Source organism: Mycobacterium sp., assembly GCF_035633495.1.
Lineage (GTDB): Bacteria > Actinomycetota > Actinomycetes > Mycobacteriales > Mycobacteriaceae > Mycobacterium.
Map to the genome: position 1 here is coordinate 1 of NZ_DASQEU010000064.1, position 18,761 is coordinate 18,761.

Annotated in this window: 19 protein-coding genes and 1 pseudogene; 8 read left to right on the plus strand and 12 right to left on the minus strand. The window is 67.5% G+C overall.

Features of this window, described 5'->3' with window-relative positions; genetic code table 11:
* Window positions 1-108: 108 nt before the first annotated feature.
* Window positions 109-990, minus strand: coding sequence for an LLM class flavin-dependent oxidoreductase (locus VET27_RS10915; protein WP_526517946.1), 882 nt, complete (start codon window positions 988-990; stop codon window positions 109-111).
* A 547-nt stretch (window positions 991-1,537) separates the two neighbouring features.
* Here VET27_RS10915 and VET27_RS10920 point away from each other — a divergent pair.
* Window positions 1,538-1,951 carry a VOC family protein gene (locus VET27_RS10920; RefSeq protein WP_526517892.1) on the plus strand — a complete coding sequence of 138 codons (414 nt, stop codon included), beginning with the start codon at window positions 1,538-1,540 and terminating at the stop codon, window positions 1,949-1,951.
* 1 nt (window position 1,952) lies between these two features.
* Here VET27_RS10920 and VET27_RS10925 read toward each other — a convergent pair whose 3' ends face one another.
* On the minus strand, window positions 1,953-2,381 hold the full coding sequence (locus tag VET27_RS10925) for a DoxX family protein (protein ID WP_526517894.1): 429 nt from the start codon (window positions 2,379-2,381) through the stop codon (window positions 1,953-1,955).
* Window positions 2,382-2,617: 236 nt separating this feature from the next.
* Between VET27_RS10925 and VET27_RS10930 the strand changes: the two genes are divergently transcribed.
* The 5 genes from VET27_RS10930 (at window position 2,618) to VET27_RS10950 (ending at window position 7,850) form a co-directional block, all read left to right on the plus strand.
* The gene (locus tag VET27_RS10930; protein ID WP_526517896.1) at window positions 2,618-3,916 is read left to right on the plus strand and encodes a sensor histidine kinase; all 1,299 of its coding nucleotides are present in this window, start codon (window positions 2,618-2,620) and stop codon (window positions 3,914-3,916) included.
* On the plus strand, window positions 3,904-4,548 hold the full coding sequence (locus VET27_RS10935; protein WP_526517898.1) for a response regulator transcription factor: 645 nt from the start codon (window positions 3,904-3,906) through the stop codon (window positions 4,546-4,548). Before VET27_RS10930 ends, VET27_RS10935 begins: the two co-directional genes overlap by 13 nt.
* Window positions 4,549-4,569: 21 nt before the next feature.
* Window positions 4,570-5,481 carry a DUF4097 family beta strand repeat-containing protein gene (locus VET27_RS10940; protein WP_526517900.1) on the plus strand — a complete coding sequence of 304 codons (912 nt, stop codon included), beginning with the start codon at window positions 4,570-4,572 and terminating at the stop codon, window positions 5,479-5,481.
* Window positions 5,482-5,550: 69 nt separating this feature from the next.
* Complete coding sequence (locus VET27_RS10945; protein ID WP_526517902.1) at window positions 5,551-6,318, plus strand: response regulator transcription factor; 768 nt, start codon at window positions 5,551-5,553, stop codon at window positions 6,316-6,318.
* Window positions 6,315-7,850: a sensor histidine kinase gene (locus VET27_RS10950; protein ID WP_526517904.1), complete on the plus strand. Its 1,536-nt coding sequence runs from the start codon at window positions 6,315-6,317 to the stop codon at window positions 7,848-7,850. Before VET27_RS10945 ends, VET27_RS10950 begins: the two co-directional genes overlap by 4 nt.
* A 17-nt stretch (window positions 7,851-7,867) precedes the next feature.
* Here the strand turns inward: VET27_RS10950 and VET27_RS10955 are convergent, their stop codons facing one another.
* The 3 genes from VET27_RS10955 to VET27_RS10965 all read right to left on the minus strand — a co-directional run bounded on the left by VET27_RS10955 (window position 7,868) and on the right by VET27_RS10965 (window position 9,906).
* Window positions 7,868-8,167 (minus strand): hypothetical protein, encoded by a 300-nt coding sequence (locus tag VET27_RS10955; protein ID WP_526517906.1) that lies wholly within the window; start codon window positions 8,165-8,167, stop codon window positions 7,868-7,870.
* 152 nt (window positions 8,168-8,319) lie between these two features.
* Window positions 8,320-9,333 (minus strand): nitronate monooxygenase, encoded by a 1,014-nt coding sequence (locus VET27_RS10960; RefSeq protein ID WP_526517908.1) that lies wholly within the window; start codon window positions 9,331-9,333, stop codon window positions 8,320-8,322.
* A 102-nt stretch (window positions 9,334-9,435) separates the two neighbouring features.
* Window positions 9,436-9,906, minus strand: coding sequence for an Rrf2 family transcriptional regulator (locus VET27_RS10965; protein WP_526517948.1), 471 nt, complete (start codon window positions 9,904-9,906; stop codon window positions 9,436-9,438).
* Window positions 9,907-9,966: 60 nt separating this feature from the next.
* Between VET27_RS10965 and VET27_RS10970 the strand changes: the two genes are divergently transcribed.
* Entirely contained in the window at window positions 9,967-10,794 is an 828-nt protein-coding gene (locus tag VET27_RS10970) for a nitrilase-related carbon-nitrogen hydrolase (RefSeq protein WP_526517910.1), read from the plus strand.
* Here the strand turns inward: VET27_RS10970 and VET27_RS10975 are convergent.
* The 7 genes from VET27_RS10975 to VET27_RS11005 form a co-directional block, all read right to left on the minus strand.
* Entirely contained in the window at window positions 10,783-11,463 is a 681-nt protein-coding gene (locus VET27_RS10975) for a pyridoxamine 5'-phosphate oxidase family protein (RefSeq protein ID WP_526517912.1), read from the minus strand. The two genes, VET27_RS10970 and VET27_RS10975, sit on opposite strands and share 12 nt — an antisense overlap.
* Window positions 11,464-11,473: 10 nt before the next feature.
* Window positions 11,474-12,070, minus strand: coding sequence for a cysteine hydrolase family protein (locus VET27_RS10980; RefSeq protein ID WP_526517914.1), 597 nt, complete (start codon window positions 12,068-12,070; stop codon window positions 11,474-11,476).
* Between the two features lie 36 nt (window positions 12,071-12,106).
* Complete coding sequence (locus VET27_RS10985) at window positions 12,107-12,901, minus strand: 3'(2'),5'-bisphosphate nucleotidase CysQ (RefSeq protein ID WP_526517916.1); 795 nt, start codon at window positions 12,899-12,901, stop codon at window positions 12,107-12,109.
* On the minus strand, window positions 12,898-14,748 hold the full coding sequence (cysN, locus tag VET27_RS10990) for a sulfate adenylyltransferase subunit CysN (protein WP_526517918.1): 1,851 nt from the start codon (window positions 14,746-14,748) through the stop codon (window positions 12,898-12,900). Before cysN ends, VET27_RS10985 begins: the two co-directional genes overlap by 4 nt.
* On the minus strand, window positions 14,748-15,677 hold the full coding sequence (gene cysD, locus VET27_RS10995; RefSeq protein ID WP_526517920.1) for a sulfate adenylyltransferase subunit CysD: 930 nt from the start codon (window positions 15,675-15,677) through the stop codon (window positions 14,748-14,750). The genes cysN and cysD overlap by 1 nt, the downstream gene beginning before the upstream one ends.
* Window positions 15,678-15,771: 94 nt before the next feature.
* A complete protein-coding gene (locus VET27_RS11000) occupies window positions 15,772-16,878 on the minus strand; it encodes a DUF1214 domain-containing protein (RefSeq protein ID WP_526517922.1) in 1,107 nt (368 codons plus the stop codon).
* Window positions 16,875-17,450 (minus strand): TetR/AcrR family transcriptional regulator, encoded by a 576-nt coding sequence (locus VET27_RS11005; RefSeq protein ID WP_526517924.1) that lies wholly within the window; start codon window positions 17,448-17,450, stop codon window positions 16,875-16,877. Before VET27_RS11005 ends, VET27_RS11000 begins: the two co-directional genes overlap by 4 nt.
* A 112-nt stretch (window positions 17,451-17,562) precedes the next feature.
* Between VET27_RS11005 and VET27_RS11010 the strand changes: the two are divergent.
* Window positions 17,563-18,727, plus strand: a pseudogene (locus VET27_RS11010) (sulfotransferase).
* The last annotated feature ends 34 nt before the right edge of the window (window positions 18,728-18,761 follow it).

Consider the following 18,761-nt stretch of genomic DNA (forward strand, 5'->3'; position numbering starts at 1 on the left):
CGATTCGGCAACTGCGGGAACAACTTTCGCAGCGGCAGTGGGATTGCCTCTGCATGGGCCGCGGCCGACGGCCCCACTTCGGCTGAGGCGCGTCGCGCGCACCCCTCGCTAAACGAAGTCCTTGGCCACGTCGGCGACTCGTCGCAGTTGGTCGATGTTCGAGCTCGTCGGGATGAGGTGTACCTCGTCCGTGCCGATGGCGTCGAACTCTCTCAGCACGTCGAGTAGCTCGTCGTCGCTGCCCGCCCACCCCGTCGTGGGCGCCATCGCATCGACGAATTCAGCGGGGATCCAGTTCATGTAGCGACGCAGGTGGCGGTGCACCTGCGCGCGCGGTTCGTCTCCGTCACCGATGGCGAACCAGAACGACGTGGCCAGATGCGGCTTGGGCTTGCCCGTGTCGCTCCACGCGGTGCGGGCGACGTCGAACAGCTCATTCTGCTTGGCGACGTCGAGGTCGAGGGTCGTCCCCGCCACCCCGTCCGCCCATTCCGCGGCGCTTCGGACCGTCTTGGGCCCGATGGTCCCCACCATCAATCGGGGGCCTCCCGGCTGCACAGGTGGGGGTCCCACGGGAAGGACGGACTCGGTAGTCTTCTCGCCCTCCCACACCCGCTTCATGATCGCGACGCGCTCTGCCATGCCGCGCATCGTCTGGGTCGAGAAGTCGGCGCCGACCGCGTCATAGTCCTCCTGCCGACCGCCGACGCCGATGCCGACGGTCAGCCGTCCGCCGCTGAGCATGTCGCCTGTGGCAAGAGCCTTGGCGAGCATCACCGGGTAGTGCAGCTGGGGGACGATGACCGTCGTCACCAATCGAACCCGGTCGGTCCAGGCCGAAAGCGCCCCGAGCAACGTCAACGAGTCGGGGTTGTCGAATGCGATGCGCTCACCCCAGCACAGGGAGCTGAACGGGCCAACGTCGACGACGCGCGCCCACTCCTTCAAGACGGCGGCGTCGAGGTTGGGTTCCATCACCGGCAGGGTCATTCCGATTCGCACGACCGGATTCTGGCATGCGGCCACACCGCGACGGTTCGACTTCCGGGTTTAGCCGCCGGATTGATCCGACATCGCGATGGGCGGCGCAGTACAGAGTCGGTACACCCGTTCCGGCGCGGCGATCTCGGTGACGACCGTCGCCAACTGGCCTGCCCCATGGTTCTGCGGCGTCGCGCTCGGGCGGGTAGGCGGTGACCGTCGTACTACCCGGGGTGTCACCGTTGTGCCCGATCCAGCCGTTCGCGTTGAAGATCGCGAAGCCATAGCCGACTCCACCGGGAAGGACCTCGGCGGTCTGCACTCGGGCGGCCTGCATCTGAGGGCTAAGCAACATGCGAGAACGGCTCGGGCAGAGGGCCATTCGACGGTTAGCTGGTCTGTGCCATGCCCAACGGCTGGTACACGTTCCCGCGAGGTAGTGACCCGGTGTTAAGCCCGTCACCTTCTCGACGGCCCGGCCCAACAACACCGTGTCGGTGGTGGAGTACTCGTACTGGGTGCAGGTCCCCACCTCGCACCTGAGAGCATGGTCGCCATGACGATCACCGCCAATTCCGTGGCACACATCAGACTCACCGTCACCGACATCGCACGGTCCCGGAACTTCTACGAATCCGTGTTCGGCTGGCCCGTCGCACTCGAGGTGCCTGCCAACGCCGACGAAGCGACCCGCGCGCAGTTGGACTTCTTGTTCGGCGGCGTGCTGTACGACCTCGGCGACTGTCTGATCGGGCTGCGGCCAGTGGCCACCGACAGGTTCGACGAGGATCGTGTCGGCCTTGACCACCTGTCGCTTCGAGTGTCCTCCAGGACCGAACTCGACTCGGCAGCAGCACATCTCGACGATCTCGGCCTCGCCCACGAACCGGTCAAGGAGATCGGCCACGGCCACATCCTCGAATTTCGCGATCCCGACAACATCGCCCTCGAGCTCATCTCGCCGAAGTGATTCAGCGGGACAGGCCCGCCACCTTCAGCAGCTCCGGGCGGCGCAGCACCATGCCAACCCACATCAGCACACCGAGGTAGACGGCGAACAGAATGTTGCTGAACAGCGGCGCCTCGATCCGCATGTTCGCGGTGACGGCACCGCCGAGGTAGGCCGTGACGCCGAGCGCCCCCAGCACCGCAGTGCGCGGGATCGCGTAGACCACGACGCAGACTGCCAGCACGATGCCCATGACGAGCGCCTGGCCTGCGGGAAAGCCGAGCGCCTCGGTGCCCTCCTTCACCTGCGGGACGCCGGCGAGCTTGCCGGCGGTATCGAACAGCAGGAAGGCGCCGACCAGCACGCTGATCGCGATCCCGACCTTGCGTCCAAGCCGACCGCGGCCAATGTCCAGGGCCGAAGGATGCGATTCGGTCGCTTCGACGTTCATGGGACGCTCCTCGTTCAGGGGATGATCTGGTACAGGGGCAGACTCGTCCCGGGTGGAAAACTCATCGCAGGTCCGTCGGCGATCGGCGAACGTGCGCAGAGTCCCGACGCTGATCGGCGTGTCGTCCGCAGACACGCACCCTCGCGCATGGAAGGCGCGGATGCGGGGGTTATCCCCCACGGAGATCTCGGGGAAACGCCATACCCGCAGGCGACGCAGCTCCCTAGGTTGAAGGCATGGTGGCAATGACAGTCGATGAACCGCTTCCCCGCGAAGACGCTCCCGTCCGCTCCCGTCGGATCGGCGTGGTGCCTTCGGCCTCGATGCTGACCGGCGCGGCGATCGGCGTGCTGTGGTTCTGGATCCCGCTGACGATCTTCATCGTCGGCATCTCCTCTATCCCCTCGGTCGTCGGATTCGCCTTGGCCGCCGTCGTGTTCATCTATCTGATGCGCGGCGTCGAGTGGGTCGAACGCGTGCGGAGCGAGGCCGTCTTTGGCTTCGGCATCGCGATACCACCGCGAAAGATTTCTTCGTACAACGGCTTCCAACGCTGGGCGCATCAACTGTGGCTCGACGTCAGCAGTGCACGGTTCTGGAAGGGCGCCGCGCATCACTATCTGCGGCTGACCTACGACATGCTCGCTGCCGGTGTCGCCCTGGCGCTGCTGGTGTTTGCCTTCGCCGGCCCAGCGGTCGCAACGGCGATCAATCGCAGCGACGCCGAGGCCGGCCTGTGGTTCGTCTCGCCTCCGCTGGCGTGGCTGCTGGCCCTGGTCGCGCTGATCGCTGCCGTCGCGATCGTCGTCCTCGCCCCTGCGCTCGACGCATCCATCGACCGCTGGCTGCTGCCTCCGTCGGCGACCGCCGCGCTACAGCACGAGGTCAGCGCCTTGACCGACGCACGCCAGGGCGCTGTCTCGTCGGCGCAGACGGAGCGGCACCGCATCGAGCGCGACCTGCACGACAGCGTCCAACCCCGGCTGGTCTCGTTGGCGATGACGATCGGCCTGGCGCAGACCAAGCTCGACACCGATCTGCCGCAGGCCAAGAAGCTCATCGGCGAGGCTCACGACGACGCCAAGAGCGCGCTCGTCGAACTACGAAACGTGGTGCGCGGCATCGCGCCGACGATCCTGGCCGACCGCGGCTTGGATGCCGCGCTGTCCTCGGTCGTGCAGCGCATCGAGACATCTGGTGTGCCAACGTCGTTGAACGTGCACCTACCACAGCGACTCCCCGACGAAGTCGAATCCGTCGCGTACTTCGTCGTCGCCGAGGCGCTGACCAACGTGGCCAAGCACGCGCGCGCCACCCAGGCCGTCGTCACGGTCCGATTCGACGAGGCCGCCGACGCGCTGCACGTCTCGGTGTTCGACGACGGCGTGGGCGGCGCGGCCGTGACCGAGGACGACGATGCGACGGGTCTGCGTGGCCTCGGGGATCGTGTGCGCGCGGCGCGGGGAACCTTTGAGGTGTCCAGCCCCGCAACCGGTTCCACCATCGTAACGGCGGTGCTGCCATGCGGATCGTGATCGCCGAGGACTCCGCGCTCCTGCTGGCAGGCATTGAGCGCATCCTGACCGACGCGGGGCACGAGGTGGTGGCAGGCGTGTCCGACGCCACCGACCTGCTGCGGATCGTCAACGAGTTCAGACCGGACCTGGCCATCCTGGACGTCCGGATGCCGCCGACGTTCACCGACGAGGGCATTCGCGCCGCGGCACTGCTGCGCAGTCAGAACCCCGAGTCACCGGTGCTGGTCCTCTCACACTACGTCGAGGAGCGGTACGCTGCCGATCTGATCGCCTCGGACACGCGAGGATTCGGCTATCTACTCAAGGACCGCGTGGCCGACGTGCCGTCGTTCCTGGACGCGGTCGAGGTCGTCGGTGGCGGTGGCACCGTGCTCGACCCGGAAGTTGTGTCGCAGATCCTCGTTCGCTCGCGGCAGCGATCCACGCTCGACTCGCTGACCCCGCGCGAGCTGGAAGTGCTCCAGCTGATGGCCGAGGGACGAGCGAACTCCGCGATCGCCGGTGCGCTTCACGTCTCGGTCGGCTCGGCCGAGAAGCACATCGCCTCCATCTTCACCAAGTTGAACCTGGCTCCCGACGAGAGCGAGAACCGCCGCGTCCTCGCCGTCCTCCGATACCTCGAATCCTGAACCACTGAAGGGACTTTCGCCATGACTACCATTGCTCCACCGCCACCTGTCCCGCCTGCGCCCGCCGCGCCACCGCCGCTCACCCCGGGAAACCGCACCGCCGTGCGGGCCCTTCTCGTCATCGCCGCCTCGGCGCTGGTCGTCGGCTGCGTCGTCGCGCTCGGCGTCACGTCGTGGGGAGTCAGCACGTTGCGCGTCGCCGCCGACGAGAAGGCACTTCCCGCCGACACCAAGGCGCTGGTGATCGACATCGGCGACGTGCCCGCGGCACTCCGGATCACCGCCGACCGCGACGCCCGTGAGCCGCGGGTCAGAATGCGACTGCTCAACTCGTCTCGAGCTGGCGAACACAACCTGCTCGTCACCGACGAGGCAGGCGCCACCCGACTGACCGTCGACGGCGCGCCGTCCCCGTTCACCGACTGGGCCGGCTCCCCGCTGGGCCACTGGGACAGTGCAGGCGAGATCAACGTGATCCTGCCACCCGAGCTGGCCCGACGGCTGTCGGTTACGGTTCGCCAGCACCGCGGCGTGCTGCTGACGCAGACCGACTTGGACCAGATCGTCGTGGACAGCACCGATGGTGACGTCGTGCTCGGCGGCTCGGCCCGCCGTGTCGAGATCCACACGCAGAACGGCGACGTCGCGGCACGCGAACCCGTGTACGTCACCGAGTCCTTCGTCGTCAACACCGTCGACGGTGACGTCGCCGTCGACTTCAAGGACGCCGCACCGCGGACGGTCGACGCGACCACCAGCACCGGCGACGTCGCGATCTCACTACCGCAGCCAGGCCCGTACCTGGTCAACGCGTCGGGCGGCTCCACGAGGGTCCAGGTGCCAAAGACCAACGACGCCGCGCGCGCGGCCGCCACGGTGACGGTTCGATCCGACACCGGCGACGTCTCGGTGGGCAGTTTCGGACGCGGCTGACCCGCGGGCTACATGTGAGCCGTCTATGAGTCCGCTGAAGGTTCGGTGCCGAATAGGCACAATGACTCCATGACAGCAGCCGAGGTAGGCCGAACGGGGCCGCGTCAGGCCATCCTCGGCAAGCTTCCGCGGATGTACCGCGCGGACGGGTCGAACATCCGGACGCTCCTGGTCGACGACGAGCGCGCCCTCACCAACCTCATCCGGATGGCACTCCGGTACGAAGGCTGGGACATCGACGTCGCCCACGACGCCGCGGAGGCCCTTGAGAAGTTTCGCGCCGATCCACCCGACGTGGTCGTGCTCGACATCATGCTTCCGGACCGGGATGGCATCGCCGTGCTGCAGGAGATCCGCGACGCACCCGGATACACGCCGATCCTGTTCCTGACGGCGCGCGACTCGATGCACGACCGGGTGACGGGCCTGACGGCGGGCGGCGACGACTACATGACGAAGCCGTTCAACCTCGAGGAACTCGTCGCGAGGCTGCGTGGCCTGTTGCGTCGGTCGGCGTATCTGACCCCGGCGTCCGAGGAGTCGCTCCACGTCGGGGATCTCGAACTCGACAGCGCGAGCCGCGCCGTCACCCGCGCTGGGACGTCGATCTCGTTGTCCTCCACCGAGTTCGAGCTCCTTCGCTACCTGATGCGCCACGCACGACGGGCAGTCAGCAGGCAGGAGATCCTCGATCGCGTGTGGAACTACGACTTCGGCGGTAAGTCGAGCATCGTCGACCTGTACGTCTCGTACCTCAGGAAGAAGGTCGACGCCGGGCACGCGCCGATGATCCACACCGTGCGAGGCGTCGGATACGTCCTGCGGGCCGACGCGTGACCGCGTCAGGGGTCCGCGGTTGGCGCAGTTGGCCGTTGCGCAAGCAGTTGGTGGTCGGGGTCTCGGGTGTGGTCACGACGGTGCTGATCGCGGTGGGGACGATGTCGGTACTGACACTGCGGTCATCGGTGACCGGCATCGTCGACTCGCAATTGGCCGCCGCGGCAGATGGTTTCGGCTATTGGGTGACCAAGTACCGGTCCACCAAGCTGCCGTCCGGTGAGCGGCCGGCACCGGGTGCGATGAAGCCGTTGAGCCAGGTGGTCGGCCAGGCGCCAGGCAACGTCGTACTACTCGTCCGCAACGGCCGGGTCGTCGATTCGGCACTGTTCGGCGATGGCGATGCGGGGCCCGTCCCGGCGGACGCGATCGCCGAGCTCGCCAGCGAGTCCTGGGTCGGCGCGGCATCGGAAACCGTCAGGCTGCCCGGGCTTGGCACCTACCGGATGGTCGGCCGCCCGGGGGGTGACGGCGAGCTGCTCGTCACGGGCGCCTCGCTGCGTCCCGCCAGCGAGGCAGCCACCCGTGAGACCGTCTTCGTCGCTGGCCTCACGGCGCTGGCGTTGCTCGTTACGGCGCTGAGCACGCTGGCGATCGTTCGGGTCGCCCTGCGTCCGCTGGGACGGGTTGCGGCCACGGCCGCCGAGGTGGCCGCACTCCCCCTTAGCCGCGACCAGTACGCGATCTCCCCACGGGTCCCCGAGTCGGACACCAACGCGAGGACCGAGGTCGGCCTGGTCGGCGACACGCTCAACCGGCTGCTCGATCACGTCGAGCGGGCACTGACGGAGGTCGCGGCGTCCGATCGCCGGATGCGACAGTTCATCACCGACGCCAGCCATGAACTGCGGACACCGTTGGCGGCGATCCAGGGGTACGCGGAGCTGACCCGCCAGGACAGCGCCGTTCTACCCGAGACCACCGAGTACTCGCTCGCGCGGATTGAGGCGGAGTCGGCCCGGATGAACTCGCTGGTCTCGGACCTTCTCCTGCTGGCCCGCCTCGATGAGGGTCAGGACCTGGAGTCCGCCGACGTCGACTTCGCCGATCTGGTCGTCAACGCCACCAACGACGCCGCTGTATCTGCGCCCGCGCATCAGTGGGTGACCCGCGTGCCCGAACAGCCGGTATGGGTGTGTGGCGACCGGGCGAAGCTGCACCAGGCCGTGGCGAACCTCTTGTCGAATGCCCGGGTGCACACGCCGGACGGAACCACGGTCACCGCGACGATCACCTATGCCGAAGCTTCCGCGCAGGCCAGGCTCACGGTCACCGACGACGGGCCTGGCATCGACGCCGCGATGCTCCCACATCTCTTCGAGCGGTTCGTGCGTGCCGACAAGTCGCGCTCTCGACAGGCGGGTAACTCATTTGGTCTGGGGCTCGCGATCACGGCGGCCATCATCGAGGCCCACCAGGGTTCGATCATCGCCGATTCATCGGACGGGCTGACGACGTTCACGATGCTGTTGCCGCTGACCGAATCGACCAGCGGTAGTTCGGCCGCCACCAGATTTGCCTTGAGCAAGTGATTTGTGCCAAACATCAATCAGCACAACAGGTCCACGCGTACCGTCTTCGACACGACGGTGACGGCGGGCGACGAACCACCGCGCGAGTCCACGGTGGAGTACGCCTGACCCGGCTGGACGGAGGTGATGGAGCACGCCGAAAGCGGCTCTGCCCCAGTGCGATTCAGGATAACTTGGTAGCCGTCGGCCTCCAACGCCTTCACCGTATCCTGTACTCGTGACGGACCACTTGGTGCGGCACTCGCGACGCAGGCGAAGCTGAGCGTGGCTGCCGTCACGGCACCGGCGGCGAACACCGGAGTCCAGTACTTGTTCATGGGTCGATCTCCCTCGTCGGCTGGGAGTCTGTCGCTCCCTCACGCCAATTACGTTATGAACTCTTCGAGTCACTGCACATGGCGTTTTCCGGAGACCTTCGTGGGGGATACCCCCCGGACCATCGGCGGCGCCCGCGATCAATCGCGAGCGATCACACCAGCGATGCCACGATGTCGGCAACGGATCCGACGGCGGCCTTCTGAAATCCGGTGCCCGCCCAGATGTTCGCGCCGTGCGGGTCGCCTGCGCGAACCGACGCAGCCCGCACCGGACTCGTCAGGTAGTGGACCTCGGGATAGCCCAATGGCGCGTGCGCGTCGTGTTCGTCGATGAAGCGGTTTCGAAGACCGCGTGCATATCGACCCGAGAAGCACCGCGTGACAACCGTTTCGGTGAACTGGGGGTCGCGCAGCGCCGAGCGGTGCACCGGACTGCTCCCGGACTCGTCCGCCAGGAGGAACGCGGTGCCCAGTTGCGCCGCCACCGCCCCCGACACGAACACGTCGGCGACGTCGGCGGCCGTCATCAGACCGCCTGCCGCAATCACGGGGACGTCGAGCGCGATGCTCGTCGAGCGCACCAACTGATCCAGCGGCTGGGTCGGCGGGGACGCCACGGGGTCGAGTGTCCCGCGGTGGCCGCCTGCCGCGGGGCCCTGAACGGCCACGGCGTCGACGCCGCGCGCGACGGCAACCTCCGCCTCCGCCAAGGTGGTCACGGTGGCGACGGTCGTGATGCCCGCACCGCTCAGGCGGGCGCAGTCGTCCGCAGCAGGCAGACCGAACGTGAAGGACACGACCTCCGGCTTGAGGTCCATCACGACGTCGAGCTTCGCCGACCAGTGGTCATCGTCGAAACGCGGTTCCCCGAGACGGGCGCCGTAGCGCTCCGACTCGCCGCCCAGCGCCTTGGCGTACTGCTGGATTCCGTCGGGCCGGGCCGCACTCGACTGCACGACGAAGAGGTTTGCGCCCAGTGGACCCGTCGTCAGGCTGCGTGCCGCCGTGATGCGTTCGGCGAACACCTCGGCGGTCAGATATCCGGCGGCCAGGAAGCCGAGCCCGCCTGCGTTCGATCCCGCCGCGACGAGCTCCGGCGTCGTCGGCCCGCCTGCCATGGGCGCGACGATCACTGGTTTGTCGAGCGAGCGCACGTCGAAACTCATGGCTACATACTGCAACGCCGAGCACCCCCCGAGGTGCGCGTTCTGCGGTCCGAGTCCGGCGTCGCCCGCAGGCACGCACGCTGGCGGAGAGGTCGGGGGGCGCTAGCGGTGGCCGCGCTCCTCCTCCTGGCCCACGTAGTCACCCGCAAGTGCGGCGACGTGCCCCGGAAGGTCGCCCGTCGCGACGTCGGCGAGGCTGGTCTCCTCCAGCACCGACCGCATGCTGGCGCGAAGCGCCCGCCAGACGTCGGTCAGCGCGGCCGTCGGGCCCGAGTACGGCAGGTCGCCGAGACCGATGTCGCGGACGCTGGCCAGCGGGCCGTCGATGCAGCGCAACACGTCGGCGATGCTGATCTCGGCAGCGGACCTGGCCAGCGTGTAGCCGCCTTCCCGGCCGCGATGACTGCGAACCAGCCGGTCGGTGCGCAGATCGGAGAGGATGTCGACGAGGAACTGCGGTGGAATGCCCTGGGCCTTGGCCAGATCGTCGGTCTTGACGAGAACGCCCTCAGCGACCGTCGCCAGTTGCACCATGGCCCGGACGGCATACTCCGCCTTGGCCGACATCCGCATGAAGCGAATCATGCCATCGACCTGGCTGCGAACCGCGCAGGGATAGGCCACGATCAACACATGACTACCCGCGTCACCTGCTGTCAGATCCCATTGAGGATCGGTGACACCACCGGCAACCGGACCACGGCAACGACTGCGATCGAGGCGGCGGCCCGCGACGGTGCGCAGATCGTCGTGCTGCCGGAACTCGCCTCTTCGGGCTACGTGTTCGCCGACCGCACCGATCTCGAGTCGCTCGCCGAGACCCGCGACGGGCCTGCCATCACCGCATGGGCCAACCTCGCCGAAGCGTTCAATCTGATCATCGTCGCCGGGTTCCCCGAAGCCGCGGGCGAGAAGGTCTACAACAGCGCTGCCGTCGTCGACAAGAGCGGACTGCGCGGTGTCTACCGCAAGGCACACCTCTGGGACACCGAGAACGCCGTGTTCGATCGTGCCGACGACCTGCCGCTGCTGGTGGACACTGCCCACGGCCGTCTCGGCGTGATGATCTGCTACGACATCGAATTCCCCGAGTGGGTGCGGGCGGTGGCGCTGGCGGGTGCCGACCTGCTGTGTGCGCCCGTGAACTGGCCGCTGCTCCCACGCCCCGACGGCGAGCGGCCGACCGAGCAGGTGCGCGCGCTGGCGGGCGCGGGCATGAACCGGATGCCGCTCGCGGTCTGCGACCGCACCGGCGCCGAGCGCGGCCAGGACTGGGTAGGCGGAAGCGTGATCACCGACGCCGACGGCTATCCGATGGCGATCGCCGAGTACTGCAAAGCGGGCCGCATCACCGCCGACGTCGATCTGGCCCAGTCGCGGATCAAGCGGTTCAACGAGAACAACGACGTCCACGGCGACCGGCGGACGGACCTCTACCGCCGCACTGGATTACTGGACTGACGGGGGCGCGTTGCGCATCGTCCCCGTCATCGCCCGCACCGAGTCGGGCAGCGGAATCCCCTCAGTGAGATCGGGGGCAGGCATCGGTTCCCCGTAGGTCACCTCCATCGGCACCACCCCGGCCCAGGCATCCGCGGCGACGTCTTCCTCAGGGTCCTCGGGCCAGCCCGCGCTGACCTTCAACGACCAGTTGGCTTCGCGGATGGGCATTCTCAGTGCCAGCGTCGCGGCGAGTTCCTTGCGGTTGCTGGGCCGCAGCTCGGCGACCCGGCCCGGGATGAACGTGTCGGTCAGAATCTCGAGGAGGCCGGTCTTGTCGGCGTCGGCCACCTTCTCGAACACACCGAAGATCGCCGCGCTACGGTAGCGGAACGACGACTCGAAGCCGCTGCGCGCCACGACGACGCCGTCGAGGGTCGTCACGGACACGGCAGCGGGAAGACCGGTCGCCAGCGCCATGAGCCAGGGTGATCCGGTCGATCCGTGGATCACCAGATCGTCACCGATCCGCGCGAAACCGGTCGGGAAGATCACCGGATGGCCGTCACGCACCAGCGCGACGGTCGCCAGCGGTGTGCTGTCCAGCAGCGCGTCGAGCCCGCTGCGGGACGTGTCCTGTTTCTCGCTGAGCCGGCTGATGCGGGTCGAGGGCTTGCTCGTCTCCGTCATGCGTTCATTCTCAGTCGGGAATGCTCGCGCCGCCAGGCACGACGACGGCGAACAGGTCCGCCATGCCCGCCAGGCTCGCCGACTGCATCACCGCCGCGGGCACGGGCTCACCGCTCACGCCAGGCAGCGACCGGGTGGCGGTGGCGGCCGCCACCACCGTCGGCGCGTAGCCGAGGTTGAAGGCGCCGCGCGCCGTCGAGTTCACGCACATATGCGTCATGAAACCGGCGATCACGAGATTCCCCGCACCGACCGCCTTCAACTTCTCGTCCAGGTCGGTTTCGACGAACGAGTTCGGATACTGCTTCACCACAACGGTTTCGCCTTCACGCGGCGCGACGCGCGCGACGATGGCACCGCTCTCCCCCTCGATGTCGTACAGCGAGCCCGGGCCGTCGGAGTGCTGGACGTGGACGATCGGTATCCCCGCCGACCGCGCCCGATCGAGCAGGGATGCGGCCTCGTCCAACGCCGCCTGCACTCCCTCGAGCTTCATGACGCCGTGCGTGTAGGTGTTCTGGCAGTCGATCATCACCAGCGTCGACTCGGCCAGAGGGGCGGGCGTCAGCGGTAGTTCGGACAGCGCGCGCAGCGTCGGATTGCTCATGACATCAGGCTAGTGTTCCGCGTCGCCGCGATCGGGCTATTGGCGAGTCGTGACTTCCAGCACCGCGTCCGCCAGCTCCGGCCTGCAGACGATGAGGTCCGGCAGCAGGACGTCGGCCTGGTTGTAGCGCAGCGGCGATCCGTCGAGGCGCGACGTGAAGAGACCTGCCGCGCGGGCGACCGCGACGGGCGCCGCCGAATCCCACTCGTACTGTCCGCCCGCGTGGACGTAGGCGTCCGCGACGCCCTGCACGACGGCGGCGACCTTCGCGCCCGCCGAACCCATCTCGACGAGCGTGCCGTTCAGCGCCTCGCGGACGGCCAGTGCAATGGCAGGCGGGCGGGTGCGGGACACGATGATGCGCGGTGCGGCGGGGGCGGCGGGCGGCGGGGGCACGTCGGGGGTCGCCAACGTGACGCCTTGGGCAGGCAGAGCGACCGCGCCGGCGACCAGTTCGCCAGGGCCGCCCTTGCGCGCCCAAAGAGCGACGTGCACCGCCCAGTCCTCGCGACCGAGCTCGGAGAACTCCCGGGTTCCGTCGAGAGGGTCGACGATCCACACCCGCTCGGCGCTCAACCGGGTGTTGTTGGCGCGCTCCTCCGCGGTCGCTTCCTCGGACAGCACCGCGTCGTCGGGCCGTTCGGCGGCGAGCGCCGCCATCAGGAAGTCGTGGGAACGCTTGTCGCCGGCATCCTTTCGCTCAGCGGCAGTGGCGTCGGCCAGCTCGATGCGCACACCGAGCAGGAGCTCACCGGCCTCGGTCGCGAGGCGCGCGGCCAGCTCGTGGTCGGAGTCGAATCCCCGGTCGCTACGCTCCTGCCCGCCGGTCACTTCTTCGAATCGATCATGTCGATCACGTGTTGAGCCAGTTCCTCGACGTCGCAGTCCGGCGTGAGGCGCAGATCCGGGTTCTTCGGCCGCTGGTACGGGCTGTCGATCCCGGTGAAGTGCGTGATCTCACCACGACGCGCCTTCGCATAGAGCCCCTTGGGATCTCGGCGCTCGCAGTCCTCCAGCGGCGTATCGCAGAACACCTCGAAGAAGTCGTAGCCATGGTCGGTGTGCACCTTGCGAGCCAACGCGCGGTGCTCCCCCAGCGGGCTGATGGCCGGCACCAGCACGATCTGTCCGGAGTCGGCCAGCAGAGTCGCGACGTGCGCCAACCTGCGTAGGTTCTCCGCGCGGTCGGCCATCGTGAACCCGAGGTCGGCGTTGAGCCCGTGGCGGAGATTGTCACCGTCGAGAACGTATGCGGGACGGCCACTTTCGAGCAACTTCTGCTCGACGAGCATGGCGACCGACGACTTGCCCGATCCCGACAGCCCGGTGAACCACACCGTGCTGCCGCGGGACAACCGGTCCTGCGCGGTAACGAGATTCTGATGCCGCACCGCATTCGGGGTGGCCGTGCGCGTCGCAGCGGGGGTGGTGTCACGCACCATGCCCGCGGCAACGGTGCCGTTGGTGTCGGGATCGATCAGGATGAACGATCCGATGGCCGCGTTGCGGGAGTACTCGTCGAGCAGAAGCGGCACCTGCGTGCGCAATGTGACGCGGCCGAGTTCGTTGATCTTCAACGCCGTTGCGCTCTTGTCGCGATGCAGCGTGTTGACGTCGAGCCGGTAGTCCAGCGCCGTCACCCTGGCGCGGGTCGTTCGCGTGGTGTGCTTGATGACGTAGTCGCGACCAGGTTCGAGCGCCGCTTCGTCGGACATCCAACACACCGTCGCGTCGAAGTCCTGAGTGACGTGGGGCTGGTTGTTGGGCCGCGCGATCATGTCGCCGCGAGAGATGTCGATGTCGTCGGCGAGGCTGATCGACACGGCCATCGACGCGAACGCCTCGGTCAGTGGTCCGGCGGGACCCTCGATCTCGGTGATGCGGCTGGTCTTTCCGGCTGGCAGCACTACGACCTCGTCGCCGGGACGCATGACGCCACTGGCGATGGTGCCCGCGTAGCTGCGGTGGTCGGAGTGCTCGCGCGTCTGCGGTCGGATGACGTACTGCACGGGGAACCGGACGTCGACCAGGTTGCGGTCGCCGGCGATGTAGACCTCTTCGAGGTGCGACAGGAGCGCCGGGCCCTCGTACCAGGGCGCGACTTCCGACTTGGTGACCACGTTGTCGCCGTTGAGCGCCGACAGCGGAATGGTCGTCACGTCGTGGATGTCGAGGCGTGCGGCGAACTCGTGGAAGTCGTCGCGGATCTTCTCGAACCGCCCCTGGTCCCAGTCGACGAGGTCCATCTTGTTGACCGCCAGCACGATGTGCTGGATGCCCAGCAGCGACGCCAGGAACGCGTGCCGCCGGGACTGCTCCAGCAGCCCGTGGCGCGCGTCGACCAGGACGATCACCAACTGCGCCGTGGAGGCGCCCGTCACCATGTTGCGCGTGTACTGCACGTGGCCGGGAGTGTCGGCGATGATGAACTTCCGCTTGGCCGTGGCGAAGTAGCGGTAGGCGACGTCGATCGTGATGCCCTGCTCACGCTCGGCGCGCAGGCCGTCGGTGACGAGGGCCAGGTCGGTGTAGTCGTGTCCGCGTTCCTTGGACGTGCGCTCCACCGACGCCAGCTGGTCCTCCATGACGGCCTTGGAGTCGAACAGCAGCCTGCCGATGAGAGTGGACTTGCCGTCGTCCACCGAACCTGCTGTCGCCAAACGCAAAAGTGTTGCCATCAGAAGTACCCCTCGCGCTTGCGGTCTTCCATCCCCGCCTCGGAGATTCGGTCGTCGGCGCGGGTGGCGCCACGTTCGGTCAGCCGCGACACGGCAGTCTCGGCGATCACCTCGGAGACCGTGCCCGCCGTCGATTCCACGCAACCGGTGCAGGTGACGTCGCCGACGGTGCGGAACCGCACGACCTTCTCGATCACCTCTTCGTCCTTGCGCGGCTGCAGATACTTGTGCACCGCGAGCAGCATTCCGTCGCGCTCGAAGACCTGGCGCAGGTGGGCGTAGTAGATCGACGGCAGCTTGATCTTCTCGGCGCCGATGTAGGACCAGATGTCGAACTCGGTCCAGTTCGAGATCGGGAACGCCCGGATGTGCTCACCCTTGTGGTGGCGCCCGTTGTAGAGGTTCCACAATTCGGGGCGCTGGGCCTTGGGGTCCCACTGGCCGAACTCGTCGCGGAAGCTGAACACCCGCTCCTTGGCGCGGGCCTTCTCCTCGTCGCGGCGGGCCCCGCCGAACGCGGCGTCGAACTTGTTCTCCCGGATGGCCGCCAGCAGCGTGAAGGTCTGCATCGGGTTGCGCGACGGGATGGTCTCCACGACGCGACCCGCATCGATGTCGTCCTGCACCTTGGCGACGACGAGCCGCACTCCGGACTCGGCGACGAGGTCGTCGCGAGCCTGCAGCACTTCGTCGAAGTTGTGCCCGGTGTCGACGTGCATCACCGGGAACGGCAGCCGACCCGGCCGGAACGCCTTGATGGCAAGGTGCAGCATGACGATCGAGTCCTTGCCGCCCGAGAACAGCAGCACCGGCTTCTCGAACTCCGCAGCGACCTCGCGGATGATGTGGATGGCCTCGGCCTCCAGCGACCGCAGATGACTCAGTTCGTACTTGCCTGCAGCCCGGTCGGCTTCGTGCGCGACGGTCATGGCTTCTCCATTAAGTTGGTAGAGTTGGCCAGAATTGCAATCATGACCAGGAATGTAACGGCCGACGCCGCGGTGTGTCAACGATCGGGGCCGCTCAGTTCACCGTCGTCGGCGCATCCGTCGCCTTGACCAGACGCGCCTCCGGCCGCGACGGCACCTCGTCGGCCAGGAACCAACGAAACGCGAGGTTGCCCAGGGGATAGTCGAGCGTCGTCAGCGAGTTGGGGTGTCCCGTCATGCCCCGAGACAGCACGATTGTCACCGAGCCGTCGGCGTTGGGCACCACGGTGTGGCCGTTGATCGAACTGCGCACATCGGCCACGCCCGGTGTCGCCATGAACTGGTTCCAGACCACCAGATTCCAGAACCGGCATGCGGGCGGCCGGTGCGTGATGACGAGGGCCTCGTCGTCGGCGAGAACGAAGCTGCCATAGGCGTAACAGGCATCACGGGCGGACCACCCGAAGTTGGCGTCGGGCACCTGGTATGGATCGGCGAATTCGTTGGCGGCGCTGGATGTTTCGTGCCCAAGCGAGTGCGCGTCATCGCTGCGCACCCCGACGGCCAGCGGAAGGATCGCGAACATCGTGCGCATCCAGGCGGCGCTAGCGCGTAGCGCTGTCGCGGTCTCCGCGTCGCCGTGCCGGAAGGCGTCGGGTTCGTCGAGCGCCTCGATGCGCCATTCGACGGGGCGACCGGTCCGTGGGTCGGCCTGATAGTCGCGGGTCACCAGCACGGCCGCCTCCGGCGTGGGCCCGAGGTCGGACGAGAAGTTCCCGTCGGCGTCCACCTCGAGGTCGTCGTCGCGCACGATCGCCACGACCTTGTCGGACCACGCGCCCGGGGAGGGTTCGTTGTAGGCGGTCACCGAGAAGTAGACGCTGTCGCCCCTGTTGCCGCTGATGCGATAACGGCGCTTCGGGTCGACCGGACACATGAGGTAGTAGGCGTCGGTGTTGTCGCCTCCCCATCGGCGGTCGGGCCGGACGGGTGTGTTGATCTCCACCCACCTGGGTCGAGTGGGGTCGGCGAAGAGATAGGTGTCGAATGCGACGCCCAGGGTGGTCGCCAGCATTCGGTATCCGTCGGCGACGTGTCGGTCGTCGGTGACGGCGCGATCGCCGGTGAGGAACGAGCGGTCGAGGCTGCCCAACGTCTCCAACAGTTCGCGCCACGCGGCGGTGGACTCGTGGTCGGTCATGTGCTGATGCCTCTCGTGATCAGGCTGGCCGTTCGGTCCACCCAGGCGTCGTCGAGCGTTGCCCCGTGGGTGAGCAGGGCGAAGAAGGTGATGCCCGCGACGGCTTCGACGAGTTCGTTCGCCGTCGCGTCCGACCGCGCTTCCCCGCGCGCGACGGCATCCTCGAGTCGATCCGTCAGACTGCGGAAGAAGATACCGGAAAAGCGTTGCAGGAGCGCGATATGCAGGGTCGGGTCGGCAGCTAGTTCGCCGACCAACCCTGGGAGCGCAGCGCTGGCGGCCGGCGTGGTCAACACGTCTGCACTACGCCGCACCATGGCGCGCATGTCGCTCTCCAGCGATCCGGTGTCGGGGAGTTCGGTGGCCTCGCCGATCGGGAACACCGCCTCGTGGACGAGATGCGCCTTGCTCGGCCAGCGGCGGTAGATCGCAGGCTTGCTGGTGCCTGCCCGCCGAGCGATCGCATCGACGGAGAGGTCGGCGTAACCCGTCTCGCCGAGCAACTCCACCGTCGCCTCGAGTACCGCACCGACGATGCGCGGGTCACGGGGCCTGCCAAAGGCCGTCATCATTACGGAACTGAAAGTAACATAAGTCGCTGTGACCGACGCCACAGCCGCCCGCGTCCATCTCGACGATCTCGCCGAGCCGCGGTTCAGTCCCGAGGCAGAGCAGATTCGCGTCATGATGGCGTCGCTGGCACCGGACTGCCCGCTCGACGCCGACGCGCTGCACGCCAGGGCGATGGCGGACACCGGACTCGACGACTTCGGCGCCGACGACTACCGGGAGCGATTCGACGTCTACCTGGCGGACGTCCGCGAGATCGACGGTCTCACCCCGGCAGGCACCGTCAACTTCTTCAGCCAACTGCTGCAGAGTGCTGAAGAACCGGTTGCTGCTCACCGACCTGCTGGCGCGGCACCCCGAGATCCACGAAATCGAGTTGGAACCGCCCGTCGTCATCGCGGGTCTGCCCCGCACCGGGACGACCCATCTCCACAATCTGCTGGGGGCGGGCTTCACCTTCCGCACCCTGCCGTACTGGGAGGGCGTCGAGCCCTTTCCGATGGCGTCCGAGGCGGGCATCGAGCCGGATCCGCGGCGCAGCCGGATGGACGTTGCCGTCCAGGTGATGAACATCGTCATGCCGCACTTCGCGCTAATGCACGAGATGACGACCGACCACGTCCACGAGGAGATCCAGCTTCTCGCGAACGACGTCTCCACGATGCTCATGGAAACCCTCTGCCAGGCGCCGCGGTGGCACGACTACTACCTATCTCACGACCAGACACCGCATTACGAACATCTCGCCACTCAGCTCAAGGCACTGCAGTTCCTCCGCGGCGGTCGGCGCTGGCTGCTCAAGTCGCCGCAACACCTCGAGCAACTCGCAGTGTTGGACCGCGTGTTCCCAGGGTTGGTCGTCGTGTGCACGCATCGCGATCCGATGCCGGTGGTGCTGTCGATGATCGCGATGATCACCTACTCCGCGCGAATGCACCGCAGCCCGGTGCCCGTCGAGGAGATCGCCGCGTCGTGGGTCGACCGCCTCGACCTGATGCTCACCGCCTTCATGCGCGACCGAGACGTCATCGGTCCGGAGCGCTCGATCGACGTGCGCTTCGACGACTTCATGGCCGACGAACTCGGCGTCACCGAACGGATCTACGCACTGGCCGGCGAGCCGGTGACCGACGGGGTACGTGCCGCGATGGCCGGCTACCTGGCGGGCCATCAACCCAACCGGTTGGGCCGGGTGGCGACGTCGTGCGAGATGTTCGGCCTCGAAGAGGAGACCCTCCGCGAGCGATTCGCGCCCTACGCCCAGCGCTTCCTGTCCTGAACCACTACCCCGCGGGTAATTGAAACGCGTTCCA

Coding starts and splice junctions, on each gene's coding strand:
- VET27_RS11005 (WP_526517924.1), bottom strand. CDS start 17,450: ATGATGACGGCCTTTGGCAGGCCCCGTGACCCGCGCATCGTCGGTGCG.
- VET27_RS10915 (WP_526517946.1), bottom strand. CDS start 990: ATGACCCTGCCGGTGATGGAACCCAACCTCGACGCCGCCGTCTTGAAG.
- VET27_RS11000 (WP_526517922.1), bottom strand. CDS start 16,878: ATGACCGACCACGAGTCCACCGCCGCGTGGCGCGAACTGTTGGAGACG.
- VET27_RS10920 (WP_526517892.1), top strand. CDS start 1,538: ATGACGATCACCGCCAATTCCGTGGCACACATCAGACTCACCGTCACC.
- VET27_RS10945 (WP_526517902.1), top strand. CDS start 5,551: ATGACAGCAGCCGAGGTAGGCCGAACGGGGCCGCGTCAGGCCATCCTC.
- cysD (WP_526517920.1), bottom strand. CDS start 15,677: ATGACCGTCGCGCACGAAGCCGACCGGGCTGCAGGCAAGTACGAACTG.
- VET27_RS10955 (WP_526517906.1), bottom strand. CDS start 8,167: ATGAACAAGTACTGGACTCCGGTGTTCGCCGCCGGTGCCGTGACGGCA.
- VET27_RS10975 (WP_526517912.1), bottom strand. CDS start 11,463: ATGACGGAGACGAGCAAGCCCTCGACCCGCATCAGCCGGCTCAGCGAG.
- VET27_RS10935 (WP_526517898.1), top strand. CDS start 3,904: ATGCGGATCGTGATCGCCGAGGACTCCGCGCTCCTGCTGGCAGGCATT.
- VET27_RS10925 (WP_526517894.1), bottom strand. CDS start 2,381: ATGAACGTCGAAGCGACCGAATCGCATCCTTCGGCCCTGGACATTGGC.
- VET27_RS10965 (WP_526517948.1), bottom strand. CDS start 9,906: ATGCGGATGTCGGCCAAGGCGGAGTATGCCGTCCGGGCCATGGTGCAA.
- VET27_RS10960 (WP_526517908.1), bottom strand. CDS start 9,333: ATGAGTTTCGACGTGCGCTCGCTCGACAAACCAGTGATCGTCGCGCCC.
- VET27_RS10940 (WP_526517900.1), top strand. CDS start 4,570: ATGACTACCATTGCTCCACCGCCACCTGTCCCGCCTGCGCCCGCCGCG.
- cysN (WP_526517918.1), bottom strand. CDS start 14,748: ATGGCAACACTTTTGCGTTTGGCGACAGCAGGTTCGGTGGACGACGGC.
- VET27_RS10970 (WP_526517910.1), top strand. CDS start 9,967: ATGACTACCCGCGTCACCTGCTGTCAGATCCCATTGAGGATCGGTGAC.
- VET27_RS10930 (WP_526517896.1), top strand. CDS start 2,618: ATGGTGGCAATGACAGTCGATGAACCGCTTCCCCGCGAAGACGCTCCC.
- VET27_RS10980 (WP_526517914.1), bottom strand. CDS start 12,070: ATGAGCAATCCGACGCTGCGCGCGCTGTCCGAACTACCGCTGACGCCC.